Consider the following 19,247-nt stretch of genomic DNA (forward strand, 5'->3'; position numbering starts at 1 on the left):
CATCGGCTGACAAGAGGTCGGCCAGGTCGCGGACCACGACGTCGGCGCCGTGCGACTTCAGCTCGGCGGCCTGGCCGACGCGGTCCACTCCGACCACGTACCCGAAGTGGCCGGAGCGACCGGCCGATACACCGGCCAGCGCGTCCTCGAACACGGCCGCCTCGGACGGGTCGAGGCCGAAGCGCTTGGCCGCTGCGAGGAACGTGTCCGGCGCCGGCTTGCCCTTCAGGCCTTCGGTCCGGATCGTCACGCCGTCGACGATCTGCTCGACGTACTTGGCGAGTCCGGTGACGTCCAGCACCTCGCGGGTGTTCGCGCTCGACGACACCACCGCACGGCGGAGCCCGGCCTGCTCGGCTGCCTGAAGGTACTGCCTCGAGCCTTCGAACACGTGCACGCCCTCGGTCCGGATCCGGCGCTGGACGGCTTCGTTCTTCCGGTTGCCGAGGCCGTTCACCGTCATGGCGTCCGGCGGATCGTCGGCGGCGCCCACAGGCAGCGTGATGCCACGCGCGGCCAGGAAGTCCCGCACCCCGTCCGCCCGTGGCTTGCCGTCGACATAGGCGTCGTACTCCGCCCGGGCGTCGAAGGCCTTGAAGGCGATCCCGTGTTGCTCCGAATAGGCGCGGAGGAACTCGTCGAACATCTCTTTCCACGCGGCGGCATGGACGGCAGCGGTGTCGGTCAGCACACCATCCAGGTCGAAGAGACAGGCCCGGATCCCCGCAGGTAGTCCCAGCATGACCACTACCCTAGGGGGTCAGCTGGTCCGGGAGGCCAAAGGCGGGGAAACGGGAGTAGCCGAAGGTGGTGATCTCGACGATCTTGTGGTCGCTGACCCACAGCACGTCGAGCTTGAACGCCCGCCACACCGTGTCCCCCGGACGCATCAGATACGACGCTGCCGCGGGCAACCGGTTTGCCGCGGTCGGCACCAACCGCCACTCGCCGTCGCGCTTCGGCCCCATGCCCCGCTCGAACAACGGAAGGCACGCGGTCAGGCCGGTGAACGTCAACTGGTCAGGCGGCATCGAGATCCGCAGGTCTTCGGCCGCGATCGCGATCGCCGCCGCCGCGTCACACCGCTGGTGCGCGTCGATGAAGCGATCCAGCACCTCGCGCTCCTCGGCCGTCGGGCGTGGTGCACTCCACTCGGAGCGTCGGGCCGGCAGGCGTTGCTGCATCGTCACGCGGGCGCGCTGGAGCGCACTGTTGGCCGCGGCAACGCTGGTGTCCAGCAGACCGGCGGTCTCCGACGCGGACCAGCCGAGGACGTCGCGCGCGATCAGTGCGGCGCGCTGACGAGCAGGCAACGCCTGCAGGGCGATCAGGAACGTGAGCTCGATCGTCTCCCGGTCCACGACGACCGCGTCGGGCTGATCGGCCGGCGGAGCGATCTCGTCGAGCAACCGGTCCGGGTAGGGCTGGAGCCACGCCATGTCGCCGGGCGACGTACTGCGCCGGGTCTGTCGCCGGTTGACGTCCAGGCACACGTTGGTCGCGATCCGGTACAGCCAGGCGCGGAAGTAGGTCCGCCCGTCGTACTGATCGCGGCTGCGCCACGCCCGCAGCAGCGTCTCCTGCACGGCGTCCTCGGCATCGTCGTACGACGCGAGCATGCGATAGCAATGCACGTGGAGCTCGCGCCGGTGCCGGCCCGCGAGGTCGGCGAACGCGGCCTCGTCGCCCGCGAACGCCGCCTCTTCCAGCGTCGTCATGACTGGTGCCCGACCTCCTGGACGGTCCAGTTGTTGCCGTCCGGGTCTTCGAAGGACAGGAAGCTGTTGTAGTCGGAGCGGTCGGGGTGCACACCGTCCTGTTTGCCCTGGGTGCCGAAGTGGAAGGGCTCGCTGACGTCCACGCCACGGCCGACCAGCTCGGCGCGGGCCGCCTCGATGTCCTTTACCACCAGGTGGGTGCCCTGGTAGCTGCCCGGCTTCGCCGAGGTGACGCCGGTCCCGATCGTGATCGAGCACGCCGACCCGGGCGGGGTCAGTTGCACGACCCGGAACGAGTCGCCGGCCCGGTGGTCCACGTCCTCGGCGAACCCGAGCTGGTCGGTGTAGAACTTCTTCGCCCGATCCACGTCCGACACCGGCACGATCACGAGCTCGAGTTTCCAGTCCATCTGCGGCCTCCCGCGGTCACGGTCGGTCCCAGTCTGACCGACATCGATGACCGTGTAACGACGGCCGGACCACAAACTCATCGGTCCGTCGATGACTACTTCGTCGCGGCCCCGAAGATCTGCGCGAACCAGTCGAGCTGGGCCAGCTGCTGGTACGTCTGGCCGCCCTCGTGGTCGTTGTACTGGTAGACCTCGATGTCCTTCTGCTCGCTCCCGGTGGCGCCGTAGTGGTTGTACGCCGCGAACACCGTCGACGGCGGGCAGGTCGCATCCATCAGCGCGACCGAGAACAGCGTGGGCGCCGTGGCGAGCCGGCCGAGGTTGACGCCGTCGAAGTAGCTCAGCGTCCGCAGTGCCGCGTCGACGTCCTGCCGGAACCCCTTCAGGTACCGCGTGATCTCGCCGTACGGGTCCTTGTCGGTGATCTGCAGCGCCCGCTCGAAGTGACACAGGAACGGTACGTCGGGCGCGCAGCCGAGCAGCTCGATACCGGCGATCGGTGCGAGACCGGCCGCGGCGATCGAGATGCCGCCGCCCTGGCTGCCGCCGGTGACGATCAGCTTGTCCGGGTCGACCAGCGGCGACGTCTTCACCGCGTCGAGCGCGCGGACCGCGTCGATGAACACCCGCCGGTAGTAATAGGTCTCCGGGTTGGTGATACCCGCGGTCATGAAGCCCGGCGTGTGGTTGAGACCGGCATGCGGCGTGTCGTCCGGCGTGGCGTCCAGACCGCCGGCGCCGTAGCTCTGACCGCGGGTGTCCATCACGAAGTGGGCGTAGCCGGCCTGCGCCCACAGCGTGGTCGCGTGCGGGAAGCCACGGCCGCCGGAGTAGCCGTGGTACTGCACGACGGTCGGCAGCGGGCCGGTGGCGCCTGCCGGCACGTGCAGCCAGCCCTTGACCGGCGTCCCGCCGAAGCCGGCGTACGTGACGTCGTAGGTGTCGATCAGCGCCAGCTTGTTGTCGATCAGCGTGAACGAGGCGGACAGGTCGTCGGTGCGCGCCTTCTCGATGGAACGGCGCCAGAAGTCGACCAGGTCGGCGGGCGCGGCCACCTCGGGCCGGTACTCGCGGAGCTTGTCGAGGGAAAGGTCGAACATGGCCATGAGCGACAAACCTACGCCCACCGGAGCCGTGTCGGTAAACGATCTCCGATAGCGGACAAAGTCACGAACGAGCACACCCAACGCCGCCGCACAGGACGTCTGGAGGCCAGCCAGTGGCGGATGCGAGCCGGCCGGCCGCTCGTGTTCGGTAAGCGGCATGACACTTCAAGGCATGACAGTTCTGGTCGTCGGCCGGGGCGGCGGCATCGCCCGCGCGGTCACGCTGGCCGCACGGGACGCCGGCGCACAGGTCGTCGCCGCGGGTCGCAATCAGGACAAGCTGAAGGCGGCGTACGACGGTGAGCCGGGCATCACCACCGAGTACGTCGACCTGACCGACGAGGCTTCGATCGCGGCGCTCGGCGAGCGGCTCGGGACCGTCGACCACATCGTCTCAACCGCGTCGGCCCGGGCCCGCGGGAAGGTCGCGGACCTCGACCGGGACGCGGTGCGGGCGTCGTTCGACACGAAGGTGATCGGCCCGCTGATGCTCGCCAAGCACCTCGCGCCGCGGATCAACGCGGGCGGCTCGCTGACGATCTTCTCCGGTGTCGCGGCGGCGAAGATCGCCGTCGGCACGCTCGCGGTCGCGATCACCAACGGCGCGGCCGACGTCCTCGCGCGCTCACTGGCGCTGGAGCTGGCGCCGGTGCGGGTGAACGCGATCTCCCCCGGCGTCATCGACACCGGTGCGTGGGACGGGCTCGGCGCACGTAAGGACGACTACTTCCGGGACGTCAGCGAACGCAACCCGGCCCGACGGATCGGTACTGCGGACGACGTCGCGCAGACCGTCCTGTTCGCGATGACCAACAGCTTCGTGACCGGTACGACGCTGCGCGTGGACGGCGGCGAACCGCTGACCTGACTACGGAGCCGCGAGGCCGAAGCCGGGCTCCTCGGACAGGACGACGTACCCGTCCTCGAGCGTGTACGCATCGGGTCCCGGGACACCTTCGACGATCGGGATGTTGCCGAGGCCGGCTGCGAGGTGGGCGGCGTACAGGGTCTTGAGCGGGACTCCCCAGGCGTGCGGTGAGGCTTCGGAGGCGAGTTGCGGCATGGTGCGACGCCAGGCGGTGAGGCCGTGGCCGATGACGTCCATCAGGGCCACGTCGACGAGACCTTCACCGGCCAGACGGAGGACGTGGTCCACATCTGGGTCGTACTCGCCGTCGGCAAGCTTCGGCCGGTTCGTCATCGTCTGCAGGCGTTCGCGGAGCGCCTGCAGATCAGGCCGGCGTTCCTGGAACGGTTCCTCGATCCAGTACAGATCGCAGTCGGCGACGCCGTCGAGGTACTCGAACAGGCCGTTGAGGGTGAACCCGTCGTTGCCGTCGACAAGGATCCCGGCGTCCGGGTACAGCTCACGCGTCAGCCGGGTCACCTCGATGTCGCGCGCCAGGCCGGCCCGCGAATCCATCCAGCGGTGGCCGCGGCCGATCTTCAGCTTGAAGTCGCGGAACCCGAAGGTGTGGTCCTGCGCGAGATTCGTCCGGATCGCCTCCAGCCCGTGGTCGAGGTCGTCGAAGTAGATGCCGCCGCTGTAGCAACGCACCCGGGTCGGGCCGTGGCCGCCGAGCATCGCATAGACCGGTACGTCGAGGATCCGGGCCGCGAGGTCGTGCAGCGGGTAGTCCAGGAACTCCGCCGCCGGGTCGATCACGCCGCGATCCGGGTCGATCAGCTCGGCCAGGTTGCGACCGATCAGCGCGCGCGGGTTGGCGTCGCACAGCGGCAGACCCCAGCCGGTGGCGCCGCGATCGGTCTCCACGACGTAGACCGTTTGCTTGCCGCCGTTCCCGTGGCTGCCGAGGAACGAGTTGCGACCGATCGTGCGGAGGTAGTCGTAGCGGTGGTCGGCGGTCGTGATCGAGCGGATGACGTGGCTGGCGAGGGTCATCGCTCAACGATAGACAGCGACGAACTTGCGGAACGCCTCCGGATTGCTGAGGACGTCGGTGTTGTCGGCGAACTGATCGATCGATCCGATCAACCCGCAGCGCGCCACCGCATCGTCGGTGACTGTCGCCAGACACGCACGCACGAAGCGGCCCGCATCGATCACCTGCGCCGGCCGAGTGAAATACGGCCGTGGCGCCGGGTCGAGCTCCTCGGTGACGCCGAGCGCGTTGTGGCGACGCGCGACCAGCTCGTACGCCGTGACGAGCGCCTGCTCACGATCAGCGAACCGCACGGCCGCGGTCGCGTCGGCGAGCGCTTGGTCCAGTCCGTCGGCGTGATCGAGCCGCGCGAACGCCGTGCCCAGCCATTTCGTGTACGGCGCATAGGTGCGGGATTGCAGCAGCGCCAAGCGCATCACGTCACGCACCAGGCGAGCTGTGACAACCCGCGACCCGAGCTCGTCTCCCACCTCGTACGTGCGCTGGACGAACGCCTCCTCCTGCGCGATCCGCGACCACTGGCAGGCGAGCAGCCAGCGCCAGATCTGGTCCGGGTACCAGCCGAGCGCATCGCGTACTGCGGCCAGCCGACCGTCGTCGGCGTACACCTGACCAGCGACGACGCCCAAGATCTGCTGCTGCGGCGTGACCAACCAGTCCGCGATACCGATGCCCTGCGACGCATCGAATCCGAGCTGTCCGCGCAGCCAGTCGCCCAGCGTCGCGACCGTGACATGATGCACCGGCTCCTGACTGTCCCAGCCGAAGCGCACCGCATGCCCGTCGTACTCGTCCGGCAGTCCGTCGTCGACGGCTTTCCGTACCCGCTCGACCTCACCCGCATCCACCAGCACAACAACCCGCGGGCCCCACCCGTGGTCCGTCGAGCGTTCGGTGTCATACCCGAGCACATCCGACCCCCACCCAAGCAGCCCAGCCGCATACTCCACCTCCCCCACCAAAGGCGCGATCACGTCCGCGTGAAACCCGACCCCAATCTCCACCGCACTCCGGAAACTCATGCCGCCTCCCCTCGACGCAGCACGGCCCATAAACCCCAGCCCGCATGAGACATCACCGCAGACCAGTCCTCTCGTGAAGCCTTCTCCAACGCGCCCAGCACGGTCTCGATCGGTACGTGATGCGGTGCGTCCTCACCGAGCGCGTTGGACCACACGACCACCCCGTCCGGCGTCAGCGTCCGCACAACCTCATCAGCAAACAGAGGTACGTCGGCCAGCACGACCGCCTGTGCCGACGCGTCGCCGGCGGGCAGTTGCGACGCATCTCCCAGGACACGCCACGCAGCAGGTGAACGACTGAGCATCGCCCAGGTCAGATCGAGGCTGATCACCTTCGGCCAGACGTCCTGGATGAGTGCGGAGAGCAGTCCGGTCCCGCAGCCGACCTCCAAGCACAGTCCGTCGGGCCACGGCCCACCACGCTGGAGTGCGTCGGCGAGCGGGACAGAGCGGTAGCCACCGCGGTCACCGTCCCAGACCGGAGCCAGCTCGGTGTAGCGGCGTACGACCTCGTCGGCCTGCTCGTGCGACCACGTGTCCGGGTGCTCGGCAAGCTCGCGCGAGGTGCGCTGGCTGGACGCTGCTTCGGGACGAACCGGCTTGCCAGGGTCCGCAGGGACTACCTGTGTCAGCTCCGTGATCTGACCCACTAGGCCACCTTTCCAGTCTGAGAGCCCGTCTACAGTTGCCCAGATGAAGGCTTCGCATGTGGTGTGGGACTGGAACGGGACGCTGCTCAATGACAATCACGCCGTACTGGCCGCCGTCAACGAGGTTTGTGCCGGGTTCGGTCGGCCGGAACTCAGCTGGGGCGAGTGGCAGGCGGCGTACGCGCGGCCCATGCAGGTCTCGTACGAGCAGATCCTGCAACGCACCCTCGACGAGGAGGAGTGGGCGCGGGTCGACAAGCTCTACCACGAGCGGTACGACGCGCTGCTGCACACCTGTGAGCTTGCCAGCGGCACTCTCGACGTACTGCGGCAGTGCGCCGAGAGCGGACGGACGCAGTCGTTGCTGTCGATGTGGTTCCACGCGCGGCTGACTCCGACCGTCGAGCAGTACGGGCTTACGTCGTACTTCACCCGCATCGACGGGCTGGCCGCTGCCATCGGCGGTGGGTCGAAGGCCGACAGCCTCATCCGCCACCTCGAAGCACAACAGCTCGACCCGGCAACCGTCGTACTGATCGGCGATGTCGTGGACGACGGCGAGGCCGCCCAGGCAGCCGGCACCCAGTGCATCCTCGTCTCGACCGGCGCAATGTCACGGTCATCCTTGGAGGCGACAGGCGCCCCCGTCACCAACTCGATCGCCGAGGCAATCCGCCGGCTGGGCTGACCGAGCAGGTCCCCTTCTTACTCGCCGCTCTTCTTCGAGCGCAGGATGATCTTGGTGTCGGGCGTTGCGTGGGTGCCGCCGGCCGGTTGCTGCGAGACGACGACCCAGTTGCGGTCGTTGATCAGCAGACGGCCCTGGCCGGTCGCATCCTCTTCGGTGAGGAAGTAGAAGCCGGCGGCTTGCATGGTGTCCTGGGCCAGTTGGTGGTTGAGGCCGACGACGTTCGGCACGACACCCGCCTCGACGGACGGCCGCGGCGCACTGCTCTGCGGAGCAGTAGTCTGCGGCGTGCTGGCTCCGGGTGCGGTCACCGTCTGCGTGACCGTCACGGTCGCCGTGGGTTGAGCCCTGGCCGTGCCGGAAGCTCCGCACGCCGTCAGCAGGAGCAGCGAGCCGAGCGCAAGCACCAACCATCCCCGAGCCACCAGATACCAATACCCCATTCGCCAAAAGACCTAACAAGCTGTAGTTGTGTCAGCTATGACTGAGGTTCTGGAAGGTCGGACGGCCGACGGCCGCGGCGTGCGGGTGCGGTACTCCGCAGCCGGCATCGAGGAGATCACCGACCACCCGACAGCACCCGACCTACTACTGCTCCCCGGCCTTATCGACATTCAGCTCAACGGGTACGCCGGATTGGACGTCAACGATCCCACTCGCCCGGCCGGGGAATTGTCGGACCTCGTCCGCGTGCTGTGGCAGCAGGGCGTCACGACTGTCTACCCCACGATCATCTCCGCCGACGACGCAACGACCACCGCCCTCGTCACCCGCGCCGCCGCGGCCAGAGCAGCCGATCCGACAACGGCGTACGGCGTACCCGGCCTGCATCTCGAGGGTCCGTACATCTCCAGCGTCGAGGGCGCCCGCGGTGCACACGACCCGGCCGTCATCCGCGACCCGGACCTCGACGAGTTCGCCCGCTGGCAGAAGGCCGCGAGCGGCGCCATCGCCATCGTGACGCTGGCCCCCGAACGCAAGGGGGCCCTCGAGTTCACCCGCCACCTCGCGGAAGAGGTGGTCGTATCGGTCGGGCATTCCCTCGCCACGGCTGACGAGGTCCACGCGTTCGCTGCCGCGGGTGGGCGGCTTTCCACGCACCTCGGGAACGCCCTGCCTGTGCAGCTCGATCGGCACTACAATCCGATCTGGCCGCAACTCGTCGAGGACGCCCTGACCGCCGGGCTGATTGCCGACGGCCACCACCTTCCCGCCGACACCTTCGCCGCCTTCGTCCGGGCCAAGGGCCCCACGCGCTGCGTACTCACCAGCGATGCCGCCGCGCTAGCCGGTTGCGCCCCCGGCGACTACACGACGGCAGTCGGAGGCGCAGTCACCGTCGGCCCCGACGGCAGCCTGCGCCTGCAAGGTACGCCGTACCTCGCCGGCAGCGGCGCATCCCTCCTCGACTGCCTCCGCTGGTCCACCGGCCCCGGCGGCCTTCCCCTCGACACCGCCGTCACGATGGCCACCACCACCCCGGCCAACCTCCTCGGCCTGACGGACCGCGGCCGCCTGGAAGTCGGCGCCCGAGCCGACCTCATCCAACTGACGCGCACCCCCGAGGGCGGTATCGGCGATCTCGTCACGGTCGTCGTCAACGGCACCCCGCAGACCGCAGTTTGATCGGCCTGCACAAACGCTTGCCTATAGCAACAGTCAGGTGCTCAATCTTGCCGTCTGCAAGTACCTGCAGAGCGGGCTTCAGTCCTTGCCGGTCGACCGGTCTTCCCGTATAAGAAACGGGATGACAGCGATCCGGCTCGACGGGGTGTCCAAGGTGTTCGAGGGGGAACACCTGGCTGTCGACGAGCTGTCCCTCGACGTGGCCGACGGCGAGTTCATGGTGCTGCTCGGGCCGTCGGGGTGTGGGAAGACCACGCTGCTGCGGATGATCGCCGGGCTCGAGCGGGTGACGGCCGGCGAGATCTGGTTCGGCCGGACCAACGGAACCCGGTTGCCGCCGAAGGATCGCCAGGTGGCGATGGTCTTCCAGACCGGCGCGCTCTACCCGAACCGGACCGTCCGCGAGAACATCATGTTCCCGCTCCAGGTCGCCGGGCACGGCGACGACGCCGCGAGCTCGACCGCCGCCGGCCTGGCGCAGATCCTCAGCATCGGGTCGGTTCTCGACCGGATGCCGCGGACGCTGTCCGGCGGGCAGCGTCAGCGCGTCGCGATCGGGCGGGCGCTCGTCCGCCGTCCGAACGTGTTCCTGCTGGACGAACCGCTGTCGAACCTCGACGCCACGATGCGGACCGAGCTGCGCCAGGAGATCGGCGCGATGACGCGGGACCTGCACGTCACCACGCTGTACGTGACCCATGACCAGGTCGAGGCGCTCACGCTGGCCGACCGGATCGCGGTGATGCGCGACGGCCGGATCGAGGACGTCGGCACCCCGGCGCAGGTCTACAACGACCCCGCGACCGCATTCGTCGCCGGGTTCCTCGGCGCACCGAGGATCAACCTGCTGTCCGCGACCGTCCGCGTCACCGCACATCATCGGGTGGCGCTCGACTTCGGCACCCAGTCCATCGCCCTGCCCCCGCCCGATCGCCGCTCGCTGGTCCTGCGCCACCACGACGGCGCCCAGGTCATCGTCGGAGCCCGCTCGAACGCCTTCCGGGTCATCACCGACGAGGACGTCGCGAACCAACTGTCCGGCACGTTGCGCGCGTTCGAGTTCCACGGGCAACAATCCATCGCGTTCGTCGAGTGCGGGATCGAGGCGGTCAACCCCGACCACGTCGGCCGGACGGGACCGCTGCACGCAGTACCACCTCAGGACGCGCCCTCGTCGGTGCTGACCAGGGTCCTGTCGCGAGTCCGGCCCGCCCGCACAACCGCCCCGCCGGAGCTCCTGCCTCCCACTCACCGGCGAGCTGACCTGGTCATCGAGCTGCCCGCCGAAGCCGACCTGAAACGCGGCTCCCGTATCCACCTGGCCCTGGACACCGCCCGCATCCACGTCTTCGACCAAACCGGCCACCGAGTGGACCGCATCACCCGCTAGCTGGTTCCGGCTGCCGGCGCGACCAGCTAGTGAAGGGTGTAGCCGCCGTCGATCACCACAACTGAGCCGGTCATGAAGCTGGACGCGTCGGACGCGAGGAAGACGACGGTCGGCGCGATCTCCTCCGGTACGGCGTACCGCTGCATCGGGGCGTCGTCGATCCAACGCGCCTTGAACTGCGGCTCGTCGACCGGCGCCATCTCGGTCTTCACATAACCGGGCGCGACCGCGTTCACCCGGATGTTCAACGGCGCCCATTCGGCGGCGAGCGACTTGGTGAGCTGATGTACGGCGGCCTTCGACGCGTTGTACGCCGGTTGCCACTGCGGACGGTTCACGATCTGTGCCGAGATCGAGCCGATGTTGACGATGGTGCCGCCGCCGACCGTGGTGAAGTGGCGCGCGGCCGTCTGGCTGAGCTTCCACAGACCGTCGACGTTCGTGGAGAACACCTCGTCCCATTCCTCGTCCGGGATGTCGAGCGACGGCCGATGCACGCAGGCTCCGGCGTTGTTCACCAGGATGTCCAAGCGACCGGTCTCCTCCAGCGCGGCCTCGACCGCGGCCTGACCGGACGCACGGTCGTTCACATCGAGACCGACGCCGATCACCGTCCGCCCGGTGCGCTCGGCCAGCCGCGCGGCCGCCTCCTTGGACGCCGCGACATCGCGTGCCCCGATCACTACATCCGCGCCGGCCTCGGCCAGTCCGGTGGCGAAGGCAAGCCCGAGGCCGCGATAGCCACCAGTCACCAACGCCGTCCGCCCGGCCAACGAGAACTTGTCAAGAACGCTCATCGGGCCATTGTCCCCGGTACGCGGTGGAGGCGAGCTCGACAAAAGACTGGACGAGCGGGTTGGTCTCCCCCGTCTTCCAGCTCGTCACGACCCGGCTCGGCGGCAGGTCGAGAATCGGTACGACGGTGAGCTCGCCCGGCGGGTTGTGCCCGAGCGGACTCAATCTGACCGTGCCGTTCCACAACACGGCCTGCAGACATTCCTGGACCGACCGCACGACCGGACCTTCCCGATGCCGGCCGCCGTTCCAGTACGACTGCCAGATCGGGTCGGTGTCCGCAGGAAACTGGAACCACCGTCGATCCGCCAGGTCCGCGAGCTTCAACTCATCGTGCTGTGCCAACGGATCGTCGGCCCGCAGTACGGCGCCGACTGGATCCGCACGCAGCTCCTGCACGGTCAATCCGGTCTCGTCGAACGGTGCCCGGGTCAGCGCCACGTCGACGAGACCGGCCCGCAGACCGCACGTCGGATCGGTCAGATCGGCCTCGCGAATGCGGACCTCCAGACTGGGATGCTGCTGCCGGTACGCGGCCGCCAACCGGGTCGCGCCCGGATCGGTGCTGTCCCCCAGCATGCCGATCGTGAAGCTGACCGCGCCGCGTACCCGTGCCGGCACCTGATCGGCCTGCTCCAGCAGGGTCCGCGCCTCCTCCAGCAGTACGACGCCTGCCGGCGTGAGCGCGACCCCCGCCGAGGAGCGGTCGAACAGCGTGGCGCCGAGCTCTCGCTCCAGCTGCTTGATCGCCCGGCTCAGTGGCGGCTGGCTCATCTGCAGCCGCGTCGCTGCCCGGCCGAAGTGGAGTTCCTCGGCAACGGTGACGAAGTACCGCAGGGTGCGCAGCTCCATGACCAGCGACGATACCCGCACGGTATCGCTGCGACCGGATCGGTCTTGGACGTCGCGACGGTGGAGGAGGTGGGATCGGAGCATGACCGACGTACTGCTGCCCGACCCCGCCGTCCGCGTTGCCGACGCCCAGGAGCTCGCGCCCGACCTGCTCGTAATCCCGAACAAGCAGGTCGACCTCGTGCCCAACATCGGCATCATCGGCGGCACCGATGCCGTCCTGGTCGTCGACACGGGCATCGGCATCGCCAACGCCTCGGAGGTGTTGGCGTTCGCGACGGAGGTAGCGCGCGGCCGACGGTTGTACCTCACCACGACCCACTTCCATCCCGAGCACGCGTTCGGCGCTCAGGTCTTCGCGGGGCACGCGACGTACCTGGTGAACCGTGCGCAGGCGGACGACCTGGAGTCCAAGGGCGCCGGATATCTGGAGATGTTCCGCGGCTTCGGCGGCTCGATCGCCGAGCGGCTCGAGGACGTCGAGATCCCCACGCCCGACGAGGTGTACGGGGACGCGCGCGACCTCGATCTCGGCAGACGGATCGTCGAGCTGCGGGCCACCGGTCGCGGGCATACCAAGGGCGATCAGGTCATCCAGGTACCGGACGCGGGCGTGCTGTTCACCGGCGACCTCGCCGAGACGGGACAGTTCGCGATCTTCCCGTGGTTCCCGCCGTACGACGTCGATGTGTCCGGCGTCGGCTGGTTGTCCGTGATAGATCGACTGACCACGACCGCGCCGAAGATCGTCGTACCCGGTCATGGCGAGCTCGGCGGCCCGGAGATCCTCACCTCCGTCGGCGACTACCTCCGCGAACTCCGCGACGAGACCTGGCGCCGACGGGACTCTGCCCTGAGCGAGTCCGACATCCGCGCCGAGGTCAAAGCCCTGCTGATCGAGCGTCATCCCGAATGGTCCGGCCAGGACTGGATCGAGCCCGGCATCAACTGCCTGTGTGCCGAGTAAGCGCTACCGCTTGTCCTCGTCCAGGATCCGGTTGACGGACCGTTCGACGGTCGCGCGGGTCTTGGCGTTGTCGAGATCGTCGCCGACCCGGTCGATCACCTGGGCGATCGTCCGGCCATGCGCGAACTGATCGATGATGCGCGGGTCGACGTACGAACTGCGGGCCACCGCCGGGGTGTTGCCGAGGTGATCGGAGACCTCCTCGAGCATCTCCTTCACCGCCGTGTTGAGCGCTGCCTTCGTGGTCGGCGGGTCGGCGTCGGCCAGATCGACGGCGGCATGCACCGTGGCCGTCCAGGTGCGCAGATCCTTCACCGTGTAGTCGTCGCCGACCAGCTCATGGAACCGGTCGTTGATCATCCCGGCGTCGATCTCGTGATAGCCGTCGTCGTCCTTGTAGACGAGCAGGCGCGGGCTCTGGTGCCGGCCGCGCTTCAGCGACCGGACGGCTTGCACCAGCCGATCATCGTCGAGCACGATCGTGCGCTCCTGCCCACCTTTCGCGACGAAGTCGAACCTGACCTTCCCCTTGCTCACGCGGACGTCGTCACGCAGCAGTGTCGCCGCACCCCGGCTGCCGTTCTCATCGGCGTACTTCGTGTTCCCGGTCCGGAAGACGCCGTAGTCGAGCATCCGCAGCGCCACCGCCAGCACCCGCCGCCGGTCGAGGCCCGGCGCGGACAGATCCTCGTCTACGGCCTCCCGGAACGCCGGCAGCTTGCGTGCCAGCTGACGCACCCGGTCGTGCTTGACCGCGTCCTGTGCCGACCGCCAGTCGTCGTGGTACAGGTACTGCCGCCGCCCGGCCTCGTCGGTACCCGTCGCCTGGATGTGGCCGTTCGGATAGGGGCAGATCCACACGTCGTCCCACGCCGGCGGGATCGCCAGCGTCCGGATCCGCTCCACCACGTCGACATCCTTGATCGTCTTGCCGTCGACATCGAGATAGCTGAATCCACGCCCGCGTCGCCGGCGCTGGAACCCCGGCTCGTCGACCTGACTTCGTTTCAGCCGCATCGTTCAGTACCGAGCCATTTCTTCCAACGGACGGAGATCTCCGCGACGGCTCGTCGTGGTGACGGTGCCGGCAGTGATTTCGTCGACCTCGCTCCACGGCAGGTACCAGACGCCGCCCAATCGGGCATGCACGAGCCGGCGCAGGAGCTCAGGGCCGACATGGCGCTCGTAGCCGAACAACCGGGTGGCGCGGTTCTCCACGACGATCAGGCCGTCGACCCGCAACGCGCGCTGCATCGACACCAGCAGCGGTCCGTCCTGGACCAGCCGCACATCCGCGACGCCGCCGAGCTCGTCACCGTCGGCATCGATGACCCGGTGGCCGAGGAGTTCATTCAGTCGCATCGCCGGCTCCGGGGATCTTGTCGATGACGTGGCGCTCGATCCAGTCGTCGTAGTAGTCCAGGTCGAGGCCGTCGGCCGAGATCGTCACCGCCGTGTCGATCTCGGCGATCCGGGCCGCGGGGATCTCGGCACGGCCGGAGATCAGCGCCGCCACCACCGGCGGGTCGGCGTCGAGGTCGAGCTCGACGTCGTCGATCTTGCCGGCCAGGTGCCCGTCGGCCTGGTCGATCAGCTGCCGGTCGAGCAGATGCAGCTGCGCGTGAAGGACGCGTCCGGACATGATCATGCTCCTGCTCTGGTGATGATCATCAGCGGTATCGCAGCAGCCGACGCAATGGTCAGCAGTGCCAGGTAGAACAGCCCGAAGGCATTGCGAACACGACCGTTCGTCTGCCGTCCGACGTAGTCCGGATCGTTCGCGACGATCAGGATCGGCAGGTACGTCAACGGCAGCGCCATCGCGGCGAACACCACGGAGTACTCCGTCACCTTCACCGGGTCGACCGCCGTCAACAGGGTCAGCACCGCGAGCACCAGGCACACGATGATGATCACGTGGAAACGCGACGCCTCCCGCGGCCGGACGAGCTTCCCCCACTGCCAGCCGCGGTACTGCGCGATCGTGTACCCGCACGACAATGCGGTCTCGAGCGCCGCGCCGAACGTCGCCGCGAACATGCCGATCAGCACGACCGCCAGTCCGATCTTGCCCAAGGCAACGGCCACCGGGAGCGCCACCTGGCCCAGCGTGCCGACCTGGATACCGGCCGGCAGGAACAGCACCGCGGCGCACCCCATGATCGCCAGCGACAGCAGCCCACCGAGCGGGAATCCGATGAACACGTTGGCCCGCTCGGTTCCCAGGTCGCGCCGCGTCCACTTCTCCTCCACCCCTCCCGAGGAGAAGAAGAACACCTCGTACGGCGTCATCGCGGCGCCGAACAGCGCAATCCCGTAGTACGCGTACGTCGCCCAGCCCTCGTGCCCGGTCGGATGCAGCTGGGTTGCCTGGTGCAACAGCTGGCCCCAGTCCGGGCCGAGCTTGAACAGTGCGACCGCGAACACGATCAGCAGCAGTCCGAGCAGTCCGAAGACCTGCTCCAGCCGGGAGAACTTGACCCGCCAGATCACCAGCCACACGGCGAACGCAGCCAGCGGCATCCACAACAGGTAGCTGACTCCACTCGCAAGCTCGAACGCCAGCGCCACACCGCCGATCTCGGCGATCAACGTCAGCAGGGTCACCAGGAACGACGCCACCAGGGCAAGCAGCCCGGTCCGGGGTCCGAGCCGCTCGCGGATCAGATCGAACACCGGCCGGCCGGACATCGCGACGACCCGCCCGGACATCTCGGCGTACAAGCAGATCCCGATCACGCCGACGAGGACGATCCAAGCCAGGTGCATCCCGAAGCGCGCGCCCACCAGGGCGTTGGTGACCAGGTCGCCGATGTCGACGAAGCCGCCGATCGCGGTCAGGATGCCGAGCGTGACACCGAGGAGCTTCTTCATTTCGCCAGCTCCCCGATCTGATCGAGGTCCTTGCCGGACAGTCGAAGGGCCGGGAGTTGGCGTACGGCCGCGGCCAGGTCGTCGTTCCCGAGCGCGATGCGGACCGCGGTCACCGCGGACACCGCATCGTCGAGCGTCGAGTTGACCTGTTCGTACAGCCTGGCCGACTGCTCGGTCGACGGTTGCTGGGTCGAGAACGAGTCAGCCGTCTTCCCGAGATTCTTCTCGGCGTCGTCGACCATCCGGCGGGCCGGCTGCGCCCAGAGCCGCTGCGCCCGCAGTTGCTCGACGACCAAGCTGGTCGTGTTCACCTCCGAGGCAGCGGTCCGTGCTGTCTGAGCGGCGTTGTCCCGGAACTTCTGGTCGGGGTCACCACACCCGGTCAGAAATGCCGCCGTCAGCACTCCGACTGCTATCCACCGCAGCACGTGTCACCGTCCAAGGTCCGATAGTCGTACGACGCACCGGTACCCCGGGCCACACGTGTTTCACGCTGTGCGATGCGGGAGCTGAGTCAGAGCCAGCACGTGGTCGGCGGGAGTTCCCCGTCGCGCGACCAGTTCGAGTTTGCGGTCGCTGCGGCGTAGCGCGGCGGCGAGCACCCGGATGCCTGCGCTGGCGAGGTGTGTCACCCGTGACAGGTCGACAGTGAGCGGTCGGGTCGCGTGGCGCGCCACGTCACGCAGGATGCGGTCGAACCCCCGCGCGGTGACGATGTCGATCGGTCCCCCGACCAGAAGCCTCCCGTCGGCGACCGCCGCGGAGAACTCGGCCCGCTCGGCAACGGGCTGTACCTCCCCCACGAGCCTGCTTGGCGCCTTGGTCAGCGCCGTACGCACGGTCGCCGTCGTACCGTCGGAGGTCCGCTCGACAGTCAGGTCGTCGACCATCGCACCTGCCAGCGCGAGCCCGTGCCCACGGTCGGCGGCCGGCTCCGCCTCTTTCCACCGACCGCCATCCTGCACCGCTATCGCGAGCTCCCCGCTCGGCGCCAGGTCGGCCGTCAGCGTGAGTTGACCGGGTGCGCAGTCGTAGTACGCGTGCTCGACGACATTCGCCATCAACTCGATGACCGCGCTCTCCACTCCGATCACCACGACCGGTTCCGGCTCCAGAGCGCGCAGCCAAGCGGAGAACTCGTCGCGGAACCGCGCCGCGGTCGCCGGAACAGCCTCGCCGCTCTGCGTCAACGCCACCACCGGGGTACGCCGGTGGGCGGCGAGCACCGTGACGTCGTCCGAATGACCGGCCAGCAGCTCGAGTACCTGCTCGGTGACACGCTCAGCAGAGTGCTGCGGTGCCGCAACGGCTGCGGCAGCGGCGCTCAGCAGATCAGCGGTCGCCTGATCCGGCGTGCTGTGCGGGCGTTCGATGAGTCCGTCCGTGTAGAGCAGCAGCACGTCGTCCGGATCGAGACGGTCACGGCGGAGTTGGTAGCCGCCGGGCGCGCCGAGTGGGGTGCCGCCGGACGGTTCGACGTACCGCGAGGTGCCTTCCATCGACGCGATCAGGGGCGGCGGGTGACCGGCAGTGCAGTAGGTCAGGTCCCCGGTGGCCGGATCCAGTACGGCGACACACACCGTGGCGGCCTCCGCGCCCGGCACCCGGCTCGCGAACTTCTCGAGGCGGCTGATCGCGACGGCCGGGTCCGCGCCGTCCAGCAGCGCCATCGACAGCGCGGCGCACAGCCGGCCCGTCACCCAGGATGCCCGGGCTCCGTGCCCGACGACGTCGCCGACCAGCAATGCGACCCGGCCGTCCTCGAGAACCACGGAGTCGAACCAGTCGCCCCCAGCGGTTGCGCCGGGCTCTGCCAGTAGGTAGCGAGCGGACAGGTCGACGCCGGGCAGCACCGGCAACCGAGTCGGCGGCAGCGCCTCCCTCAACCCGCTCGCCGTCCGCCGGGCCTGCTCGTACATCCCCGACCTCCTCCGCGAACCACCTCGGGCTGAGACCTCCCTGTGCCCACTTCCGTCCGGTCAACGCACCCGCGGCGGAATTGGCATACGCGTCGCCTCGTGACAGGTGAGGCTGAGGTGCATGATGGAGAGGTGGATGAGCTCGAATCTCGGTCCGCGCTACGCGACCCGGACCAAGTCGCGGCGACCTTCGCCCGGCTTGCGCTGGAGATGCACGACGCGGACGGTGTGGAGGAGACGGTTGAGACGGTTGTGGAGTTCGCTCTGCAGGCCGTCGACTGTCAGTACGCCGGAGTCGCGCTCTATGCCAGAGGCGGGAACCCGGAGGTTCCGGCGGCGACCGACCCGACCGTGGCCGAGATCTACCGGTTCCAGATGGACGGCGAGGCCGGTCCGCTGGTCGAGTGCATGCGCACCCAGACGACTGTCATGGTGCCCGACACCACGTCCGAGCCGCGCTGGCCGGAGTGGGCCAAGAAGGTCCTCGAGCTGGGAGTCCGGAGCGTTCTCGACGTGCCGCTGCGGACTGCCGCGGGCACCGTCGGCGTGCTTGGCCTGTACAGCGTCGAGCCGGATGCGTTCGGGCCGGACGCGGAGGCGATCGCCCACATCCTGGCCCGGCACGCGTCCGTCGCCGTCGCGACCGCCCGCCGCGAGCAGAACCTCAACCTCGCGGTCGACGCCCGTAAGCTCGTCGGCCAGGCGATGGGCATCCTGATGGAGCGCTACGGCCTCGACGCCGACCGGGCCTTCCTCGTCCTCAAGCGCTACTCCCAGCAGACCAACACCAAACTCCACGACGTCGCCCGCGAACTCATCGACACCCGAAGTCTCCCTCGATCCTGACCACCGGCCCGTTTAGGCTCGGGACATGACGACATACGGTCCGGCAGAGGCGGCTGAGCGGTCCGGGTTCAGCATCGACACGTTGCGCTACTACGAGCGCGAGGGCATCCTGCCGCCGGTGGCGCGCAACTCGGGCGGCCGACGGCAGTACTCCGACGACGACCTCGCCATGCTCGACTTCCTGCGCTGCCTGCGCGACACCGGAATGCCGATCGAGCGCCTGCGCCGCTACGGCGAACTCGCCCGCTCGGACGAGACCATGCCCGAACGCCTCGCCCTGATCGAGGAACACGCCAAGGTCGTAGAAACTCGAATCGCCGAACTGGAATCCCAACGCACCCGCCTCGAGGAAAAAGCAGCCTGGTACCGCGAGCAACTCGACAAGTAACCCGCAGACCAAGAAAACAAGAGATTTAGAGTACTGGCCAGCTTCGGTGACCGCCCGTGGCGCAACCCACCTGCCTCCCCTCGGCTTGTACG

The 19,247-nt window shown here is 68.5% G+C and carries 23 protein-coding genes; 7 read left to right on the forward strand and 16 right to left on the reverse strand.

The window, feature by feature from the left end; translation table 11 throughout:
• The 4 genes from EV653_RS41130 to EV653_RS14630 form a co-directional block, all read right to left on the reverse strand.
• Window positions 1-742: beta-phosphoglucomutase family hydrolase (locus tag EV653_RS41130; RefSeq protein WP_166679394.1), on the reverse strand; the 742-nt coding region annotated here is incomplete at its 3' end.
• Window positions 743-752: 10 nt separating this feature from the next.
• A complete protein-coding gene (locus tag EV653_RS14620) occupies window positions 753-1,718 on the reverse strand; it encodes an RNA polymerase subunit sigma-70 (protein WP_134102925.1) in 966 nt (321 codons plus the stop codon).
• A complete protein-coding gene (locus tag EV653_RS14625; RefSeq protein ID WP_134102928.1) occupies window positions 1,715-2,128 on the reverse strand; it encodes a glyoxalase superfamily protein in 414 nt (137 codons plus the stop codon). The genes EV653_RS14620 and EV653_RS14625 overlap by 4 nt, the downstream gene beginning before the upstream one ends.
• A 95-nt stretch (window positions 2,129-2,223) precedes the next feature.
• Entirely contained in the window at window positions 2,224-3,234 is a 1,011-nt protein-coding gene (locus tag EV653_RS14630; protein WP_134102930.1) for an acetylxylan esterase, read from the reverse strand.
• 172 nt (window positions 3,235-3,406) lie between these two features.
• On the opposite strand from EV653_RS14630, the gene EV653_RS14635 reads away from it, so the two are divergent.
• Window positions 3,407-4,102 (forward strand): SDR family oxidoreductase, encoded by a 696-nt coding sequence (locus EV653_RS14635; protein ID WP_202871598.1) that lies wholly within the window; start codon window positions 3,407-3,409, stop codon window positions 4,100-4,102.
• On the opposite strand, the gene EV653_RS14640 is transcribed toward EV653_RS14635, so the two are convergent.
• Genes EV653_RS14640 through EV653_RS14650 form a run of 3 tightly spaced genes read right to left on the reverse strand, consistent with a single transcriptional unit; the run spans window position 4,103 to window position 6,810 of the window.
• Window positions 4,103-5,137 carry an enolase C-terminal domain-like protein gene (locus EV653_RS14640; RefSeq protein WP_134102936.1) on the reverse strand — a complete coding sequence of 345 codons (1,035 nt, stop codon included), beginning with the start codon at window positions 5,135-5,137 and terminating at the stop codon, window positions 4,103-4,105.
• A gap of 3 nt (window positions 5,138-5,140) precedes the next feature.
• Window positions 5,141-6,160 carry a DUF4037 domain-containing protein gene (locus EV653_RS14645; RefSeq protein ID WP_134102939.1) on the reverse strand — a complete coding sequence of 340 codons (1,020 nt, stop codon included), beginning with the start codon at window positions 6,158-6,160 and terminating at the stop codon, window positions 5,141-5,143.
• Window positions 6,157-6,810, reverse strand: a complete 654-nt coding sequence (locus EV653_RS14650; RefSeq protein ID WP_166679395.1) for a methyltransferase domain-containing protein — start codon at window positions 6,808-6,810, stop codon at window positions 6,157-6,159. The genes EV653_RS14645 and EV653_RS14650 overlap by 4 nt, the downstream gene beginning before the upstream one ends.
• Window positions 6,811-6,853: 43 nt before the next feature.
• On the opposite strand from EV653_RS14650, the gene EV653_RS14655 reads away from it, so the two are divergent.
• Window positions 6,854-7,498, forward strand: coding sequence for an HAD family hydrolase (locus EV653_RS14655; protein WP_134102946.1), 645 nt, complete (start codon window positions 6,854-6,856; stop codon window positions 7,496-7,498).
• Between the two features lie 17 nt (window positions 7,499-7,515).
• On the opposite strand, the gene EV653_RS14660 is transcribed toward EV653_RS14655, so the two are convergent.
• A complete protein-coding gene (locus tag EV653_RS14660; RefSeq protein ID WP_134102949.1) occupies window positions 7,516-7,941 on the reverse strand; it encodes a PASTA domain-containing protein in 426 nt (141 codons plus the stop codon).
• A 37-nt stretch (window positions 7,942-7,978) separates the two neighbouring features.
• Between EV653_RS14660 and EV653_RS14665 the strand changes: the two genes are divergently transcribed.
• Window positions 7,979-9,124: an N-acetylglucosamine-6-phosphate deacetylase gene (locus EV653_RS14665; RefSeq protein ID WP_134102951.1), complete on the forward strand. Its 1,146-nt coding sequence runs from the start codon at window positions 7,979-7,981 to the stop codon at window positions 9,122-9,124.
• A 121-nt stretch (window positions 9,125-9,245) separates the two neighbouring features.
• The gene (locus tag EV653_RS14670; protein ID WP_134102954.1) at window positions 9,246-10,514 is read left to right on the forward strand and encodes an ABC transporter ATP-binding protein; all 1,269 of its coding nucleotides are present in this window, start codon (window positions 9,246-9,248) and stop codon (window positions 10,512-10,514) included.
• 26 nt (window positions 10,515-10,540) lie between these two features.
• Here the strand turns inward: EV653_RS14670 and EV653_RS14675 are convergent, their stop codons facing one another.
• Together EV653_RS14675 and EV653_RS14680 are read right to left on the reverse strand one after the other, a co-directional pair.
• Window positions 10,541-11,311 carry an SDR family NAD(P)-dependent oxidoreductase gene (locus tag EV653_RS14675; RefSeq protein ID WP_134102957.1) on the reverse strand — a complete coding sequence of 257 codons (771 nt, stop codon included), beginning with the start codon at window positions 11,309-11,311 and terminating at the stop codon, window positions 10,541-10,543.
• Window positions 11,298-12,161, reverse strand: a complete 864-nt coding sequence (locus tag EV653_RS14680) for a LysR substrate-binding domain-containing protein (RefSeq protein WP_166679396.1) — start codon at window positions 12,159-12,161, stop codon at window positions 11,298-11,300. Before EV653_RS14680 ends, EV653_RS14675 begins: the two co-directional genes overlap by 14 nt.
• 82 nt (window positions 12,162-12,243) lie before the next feature.
• Between EV653_RS14680 and EV653_RS14685 the strand changes: the two genes are divergently transcribed.
• Window positions 12,244-13,128 (forward strand): MBL fold metallo-hydrolase, encoded by an 885-nt coding sequence (locus tag EV653_RS14685; protein ID WP_134102961.1) that lies wholly within the window; start codon window positions 12,244-12,246, stop codon window positions 13,126-13,128.
• 3 nt (window positions 13,129-13,131) lie between these two features.
• On the opposite strand, the gene EV653_RS14690 is transcribed toward EV653_RS14685, so the two are convergent.
• From EV653_RS14690 to EV653_RS14715, 6 genes are read right to left on the reverse strand one after another with little or no spacing between them, the layout of a single operon-like run.
• Window positions 13,132-14,145: a DNA topoisomerase IB gene (locus tag EV653_RS14690; RefSeq protein WP_134102964.1), complete on the reverse strand. Its 1,014-nt coding sequence runs from the start codon at window positions 14,143-14,145 to the stop codon at window positions 13,132-13,134.
• Between the two features lie 3 nt (window positions 14,146-14,148).
• Window positions 14,149-14,490, reverse strand: a complete 342-nt coding sequence (locus EV653_RS14695; RefSeq protein WP_134102967.1) for a hypothetical protein — start codon at window positions 14,488-14,490, stop codon at window positions 14,149-14,151.
• Window positions 14,477-14,770, reverse strand: coding sequence for a hypothetical protein (locus tag EV653_RS14700; protein WP_134102970.1), 294 nt, complete (start codon window positions 14,768-14,770; stop codon window positions 14,477-14,479). The genes EV653_RS14695 and EV653_RS14700 overlap by 14 nt, the downstream gene beginning before the upstream one ends.
• Window positions 14,771-14,772: 2 nt before the next feature.
• Window positions 14,773-16,002, reverse strand: coding sequence for an NRAMP family divalent metal transporter (locus tag EV653_RS14705; protein WP_134102973.1), 1,230 nt, complete (start codon window positions 16,000-16,002; stop codon window positions 14,773-14,775).
• The gene (locus tag EV653_RS14710) at window positions 15,999-16,430 is read right to left on the reverse strand and encodes a hypothetical protein (RefSeq protein ID WP_134102975.1); all 432 of its coding nucleotides are present in this window, start codon (window positions 16,428-16,430) and stop codon (window positions 15,999-16,001) included. Before EV653_RS14710 ends, EV653_RS14705 begins: the two co-directional genes overlap by 4 nt.
• A 60-nt stretch (window positions 16,431-16,490) precedes the next feature.
• On the reverse strand, window positions 16,491-17,921 hold the full coding sequence (locus EV653_RS14715) for a SpoIIE family protein phosphatase (RefSeq protein ID WP_134102978.1): 1,431 nt from the start codon (window positions 17,919-17,921) through the stop codon (window positions 16,491-16,493).
• 210 nt (window positions 17,922-18,131) lie between these two features.
• On the opposite strand from EV653_RS14715, the gene EV653_RS14720 reads away from it, so the two are divergent.
• Window positions 18,132-18,767 carry an ANTAR domain-containing protein gene (locus tag EV653_RS14720; protein WP_134104271.1) on the forward strand — a complete coding sequence of 212 codons (636 nt, stop codon included), beginning with the start codon at window positions 18,132-18,134 and terminating at the stop codon, window positions 18,765-18,767.
• A 25-nt stretch (window positions 18,768-18,792) separates the two neighbouring features.
• Complete coding sequence (locus tag EV653_RS14725; RefSeq protein ID WP_134102981.1) at window positions 18,793-19,155, forward strand: MerR family transcriptional regulator; 363 nt, start codon at window positions 18,793-18,795, stop codon at window positions 19,153-19,155.
• Window positions 19,156-19,247 lie beyond the last annotated feature (92 nt).

Origin of the sequence: Kribbella pratensis, from assembly GCF_004365355.1 — a bacterium.
Lineage (GTDB): Bacteria > Actinomycetota > Actinomycetes > Propionibacteriales > Kribbellaceae > Kribbella.

Coding starts and splice junctions, on each gene's coding strand:
- EV653_RS14620 (WP_134102925.1), bottom strand. CDS start 1,718: ATGACGACGCTGGAAGAGGCGGCGTTCGCGGGCGACGAGGCCGCGTTC.
- EV653_RS14625 (WP_134102928.1), bottom strand. CDS start 2,128: ATGGACTGGAAACTCGAGCTCGTGATCGTGCCGGTGTCGGACGTGGAT.
- EV653_RS14630 (WP_134102930.1), bottom strand. CDS start 3,234: ATGGCCATGTTCGACCTTTCCCTCGACAAGCTCCGCGAGTACCGGCCC.
- EV653_RS14635 (WP_202871598.1), top strand. CDS start 3,407: ATGACAGTTCTGGTCGTCGGCCGGGGCGGCGGCATCGCCCGCGCGGTC.
- EV653_RS14640 (WP_134102936.1), bottom strand. CDS start 5,137: ATGACCCTCGCCAGCCACGTCATCCGCTCGATCACGACCGCCGACCAC.
- EV653_RS14645 (WP_134102939.1), bottom strand. CDS start 6,160: ATGAGTTTCCGGAGTGCGGTGGAGATTGGGGTCGGGTTTCACGCGGAC.
- EV653_RS14655 (WP_134102946.1), top strand. CDS start 6,854: ATGAAGGCTTCGCATGTGGTGTGGGACTGGAACGGGACGCTGCTCAAT.
- EV653_RS14660 (WP_134102949.1), bottom strand. CDS start 7,941: ATGGGGTATTGGTATCTGGTGGCTCGGGGATGGTTGGTGCTTGCGCTC.
- EV653_RS14665 (WP_134102951.1), top strand. CDS start 7,979: ATGACTGAGGTTCTGGAAGGTCGGACGGCCGACGGCCGCGGCGTGCGG.
- EV653_RS14670 (WP_134102954.1), top strand. CDS start 9,246: ATGACAGCGATCCGGCTCGACGGGGTGTCCAAGGTGTTCGAGGGGGAA.
- EV653_RS14675 (WP_134102957.1), bottom strand. CDS start 11,311: ATGAGCGTTCTTGACAAGTTCTCGTTGGCCGGGCGGACGGCGTTGGTG.
- EV653_RS14680 (WP_166679396.1), bottom strand. CDS start 12,161: ATGGAGCTGCGCACCCTGCGGTACTTCGTCACCGTTGCCGAGGAACTC.
- EV653_RS14685 (WP_134102961.1), top strand. CDS start 12,244: ATGACCGACGTACTGCTGCCCGACCCCGCCGTCCGCGTTGCCGACGCC.
- EV653_RS14690 (WP_134102964.1), bottom strand. CDS start 14,145: ATGCGGCTGAAACGAAGTCAGGTCGACGAGCCGGGGTTCCAGCGCCGG.
- EV653_RS14695 (WP_134102967.1), bottom strand. CDS start 14,490: ATGCGACTGAATGAACTCCTCGGCCACCGGGTCATCGATGCCGACGGT.
- EV653_RS14700 (WP_134102970.1), bottom strand. CDS start 14,770: ATGTCCGGACGCGTCCTTCACGCGCAGCTGCATCTGCTCGACCGGCAG.
- EV653_RS14705 (WP_134102973.1), bottom strand. CDS start 16,002: ATGAAGAAGCTCCTCGGTGTCACGCTCGGCATCCTGACCGCGATCGGC.
- EV653_RS14715 (WP_134102978.1), bottom strand. CDS start 17,921: ATGTACGAGCAGGCCCGGCGGACGGCGAGCGGGTTGAGGGAGGCGCTG.
- EV653_RS14720 (WP_134104271.1), top strand. CDS start 18,132: ATGCACGACGCGGACGGTGTGGAGGAGACGGTTGAGACGGTTGTGGAG.
- EV653_RS14725 (WP_134102981.1), top strand. CDS start 18,793: ATGACGACATACGGTCCGGCAGAGGCGGCTGAGCGGTCCGGGTTCAGC.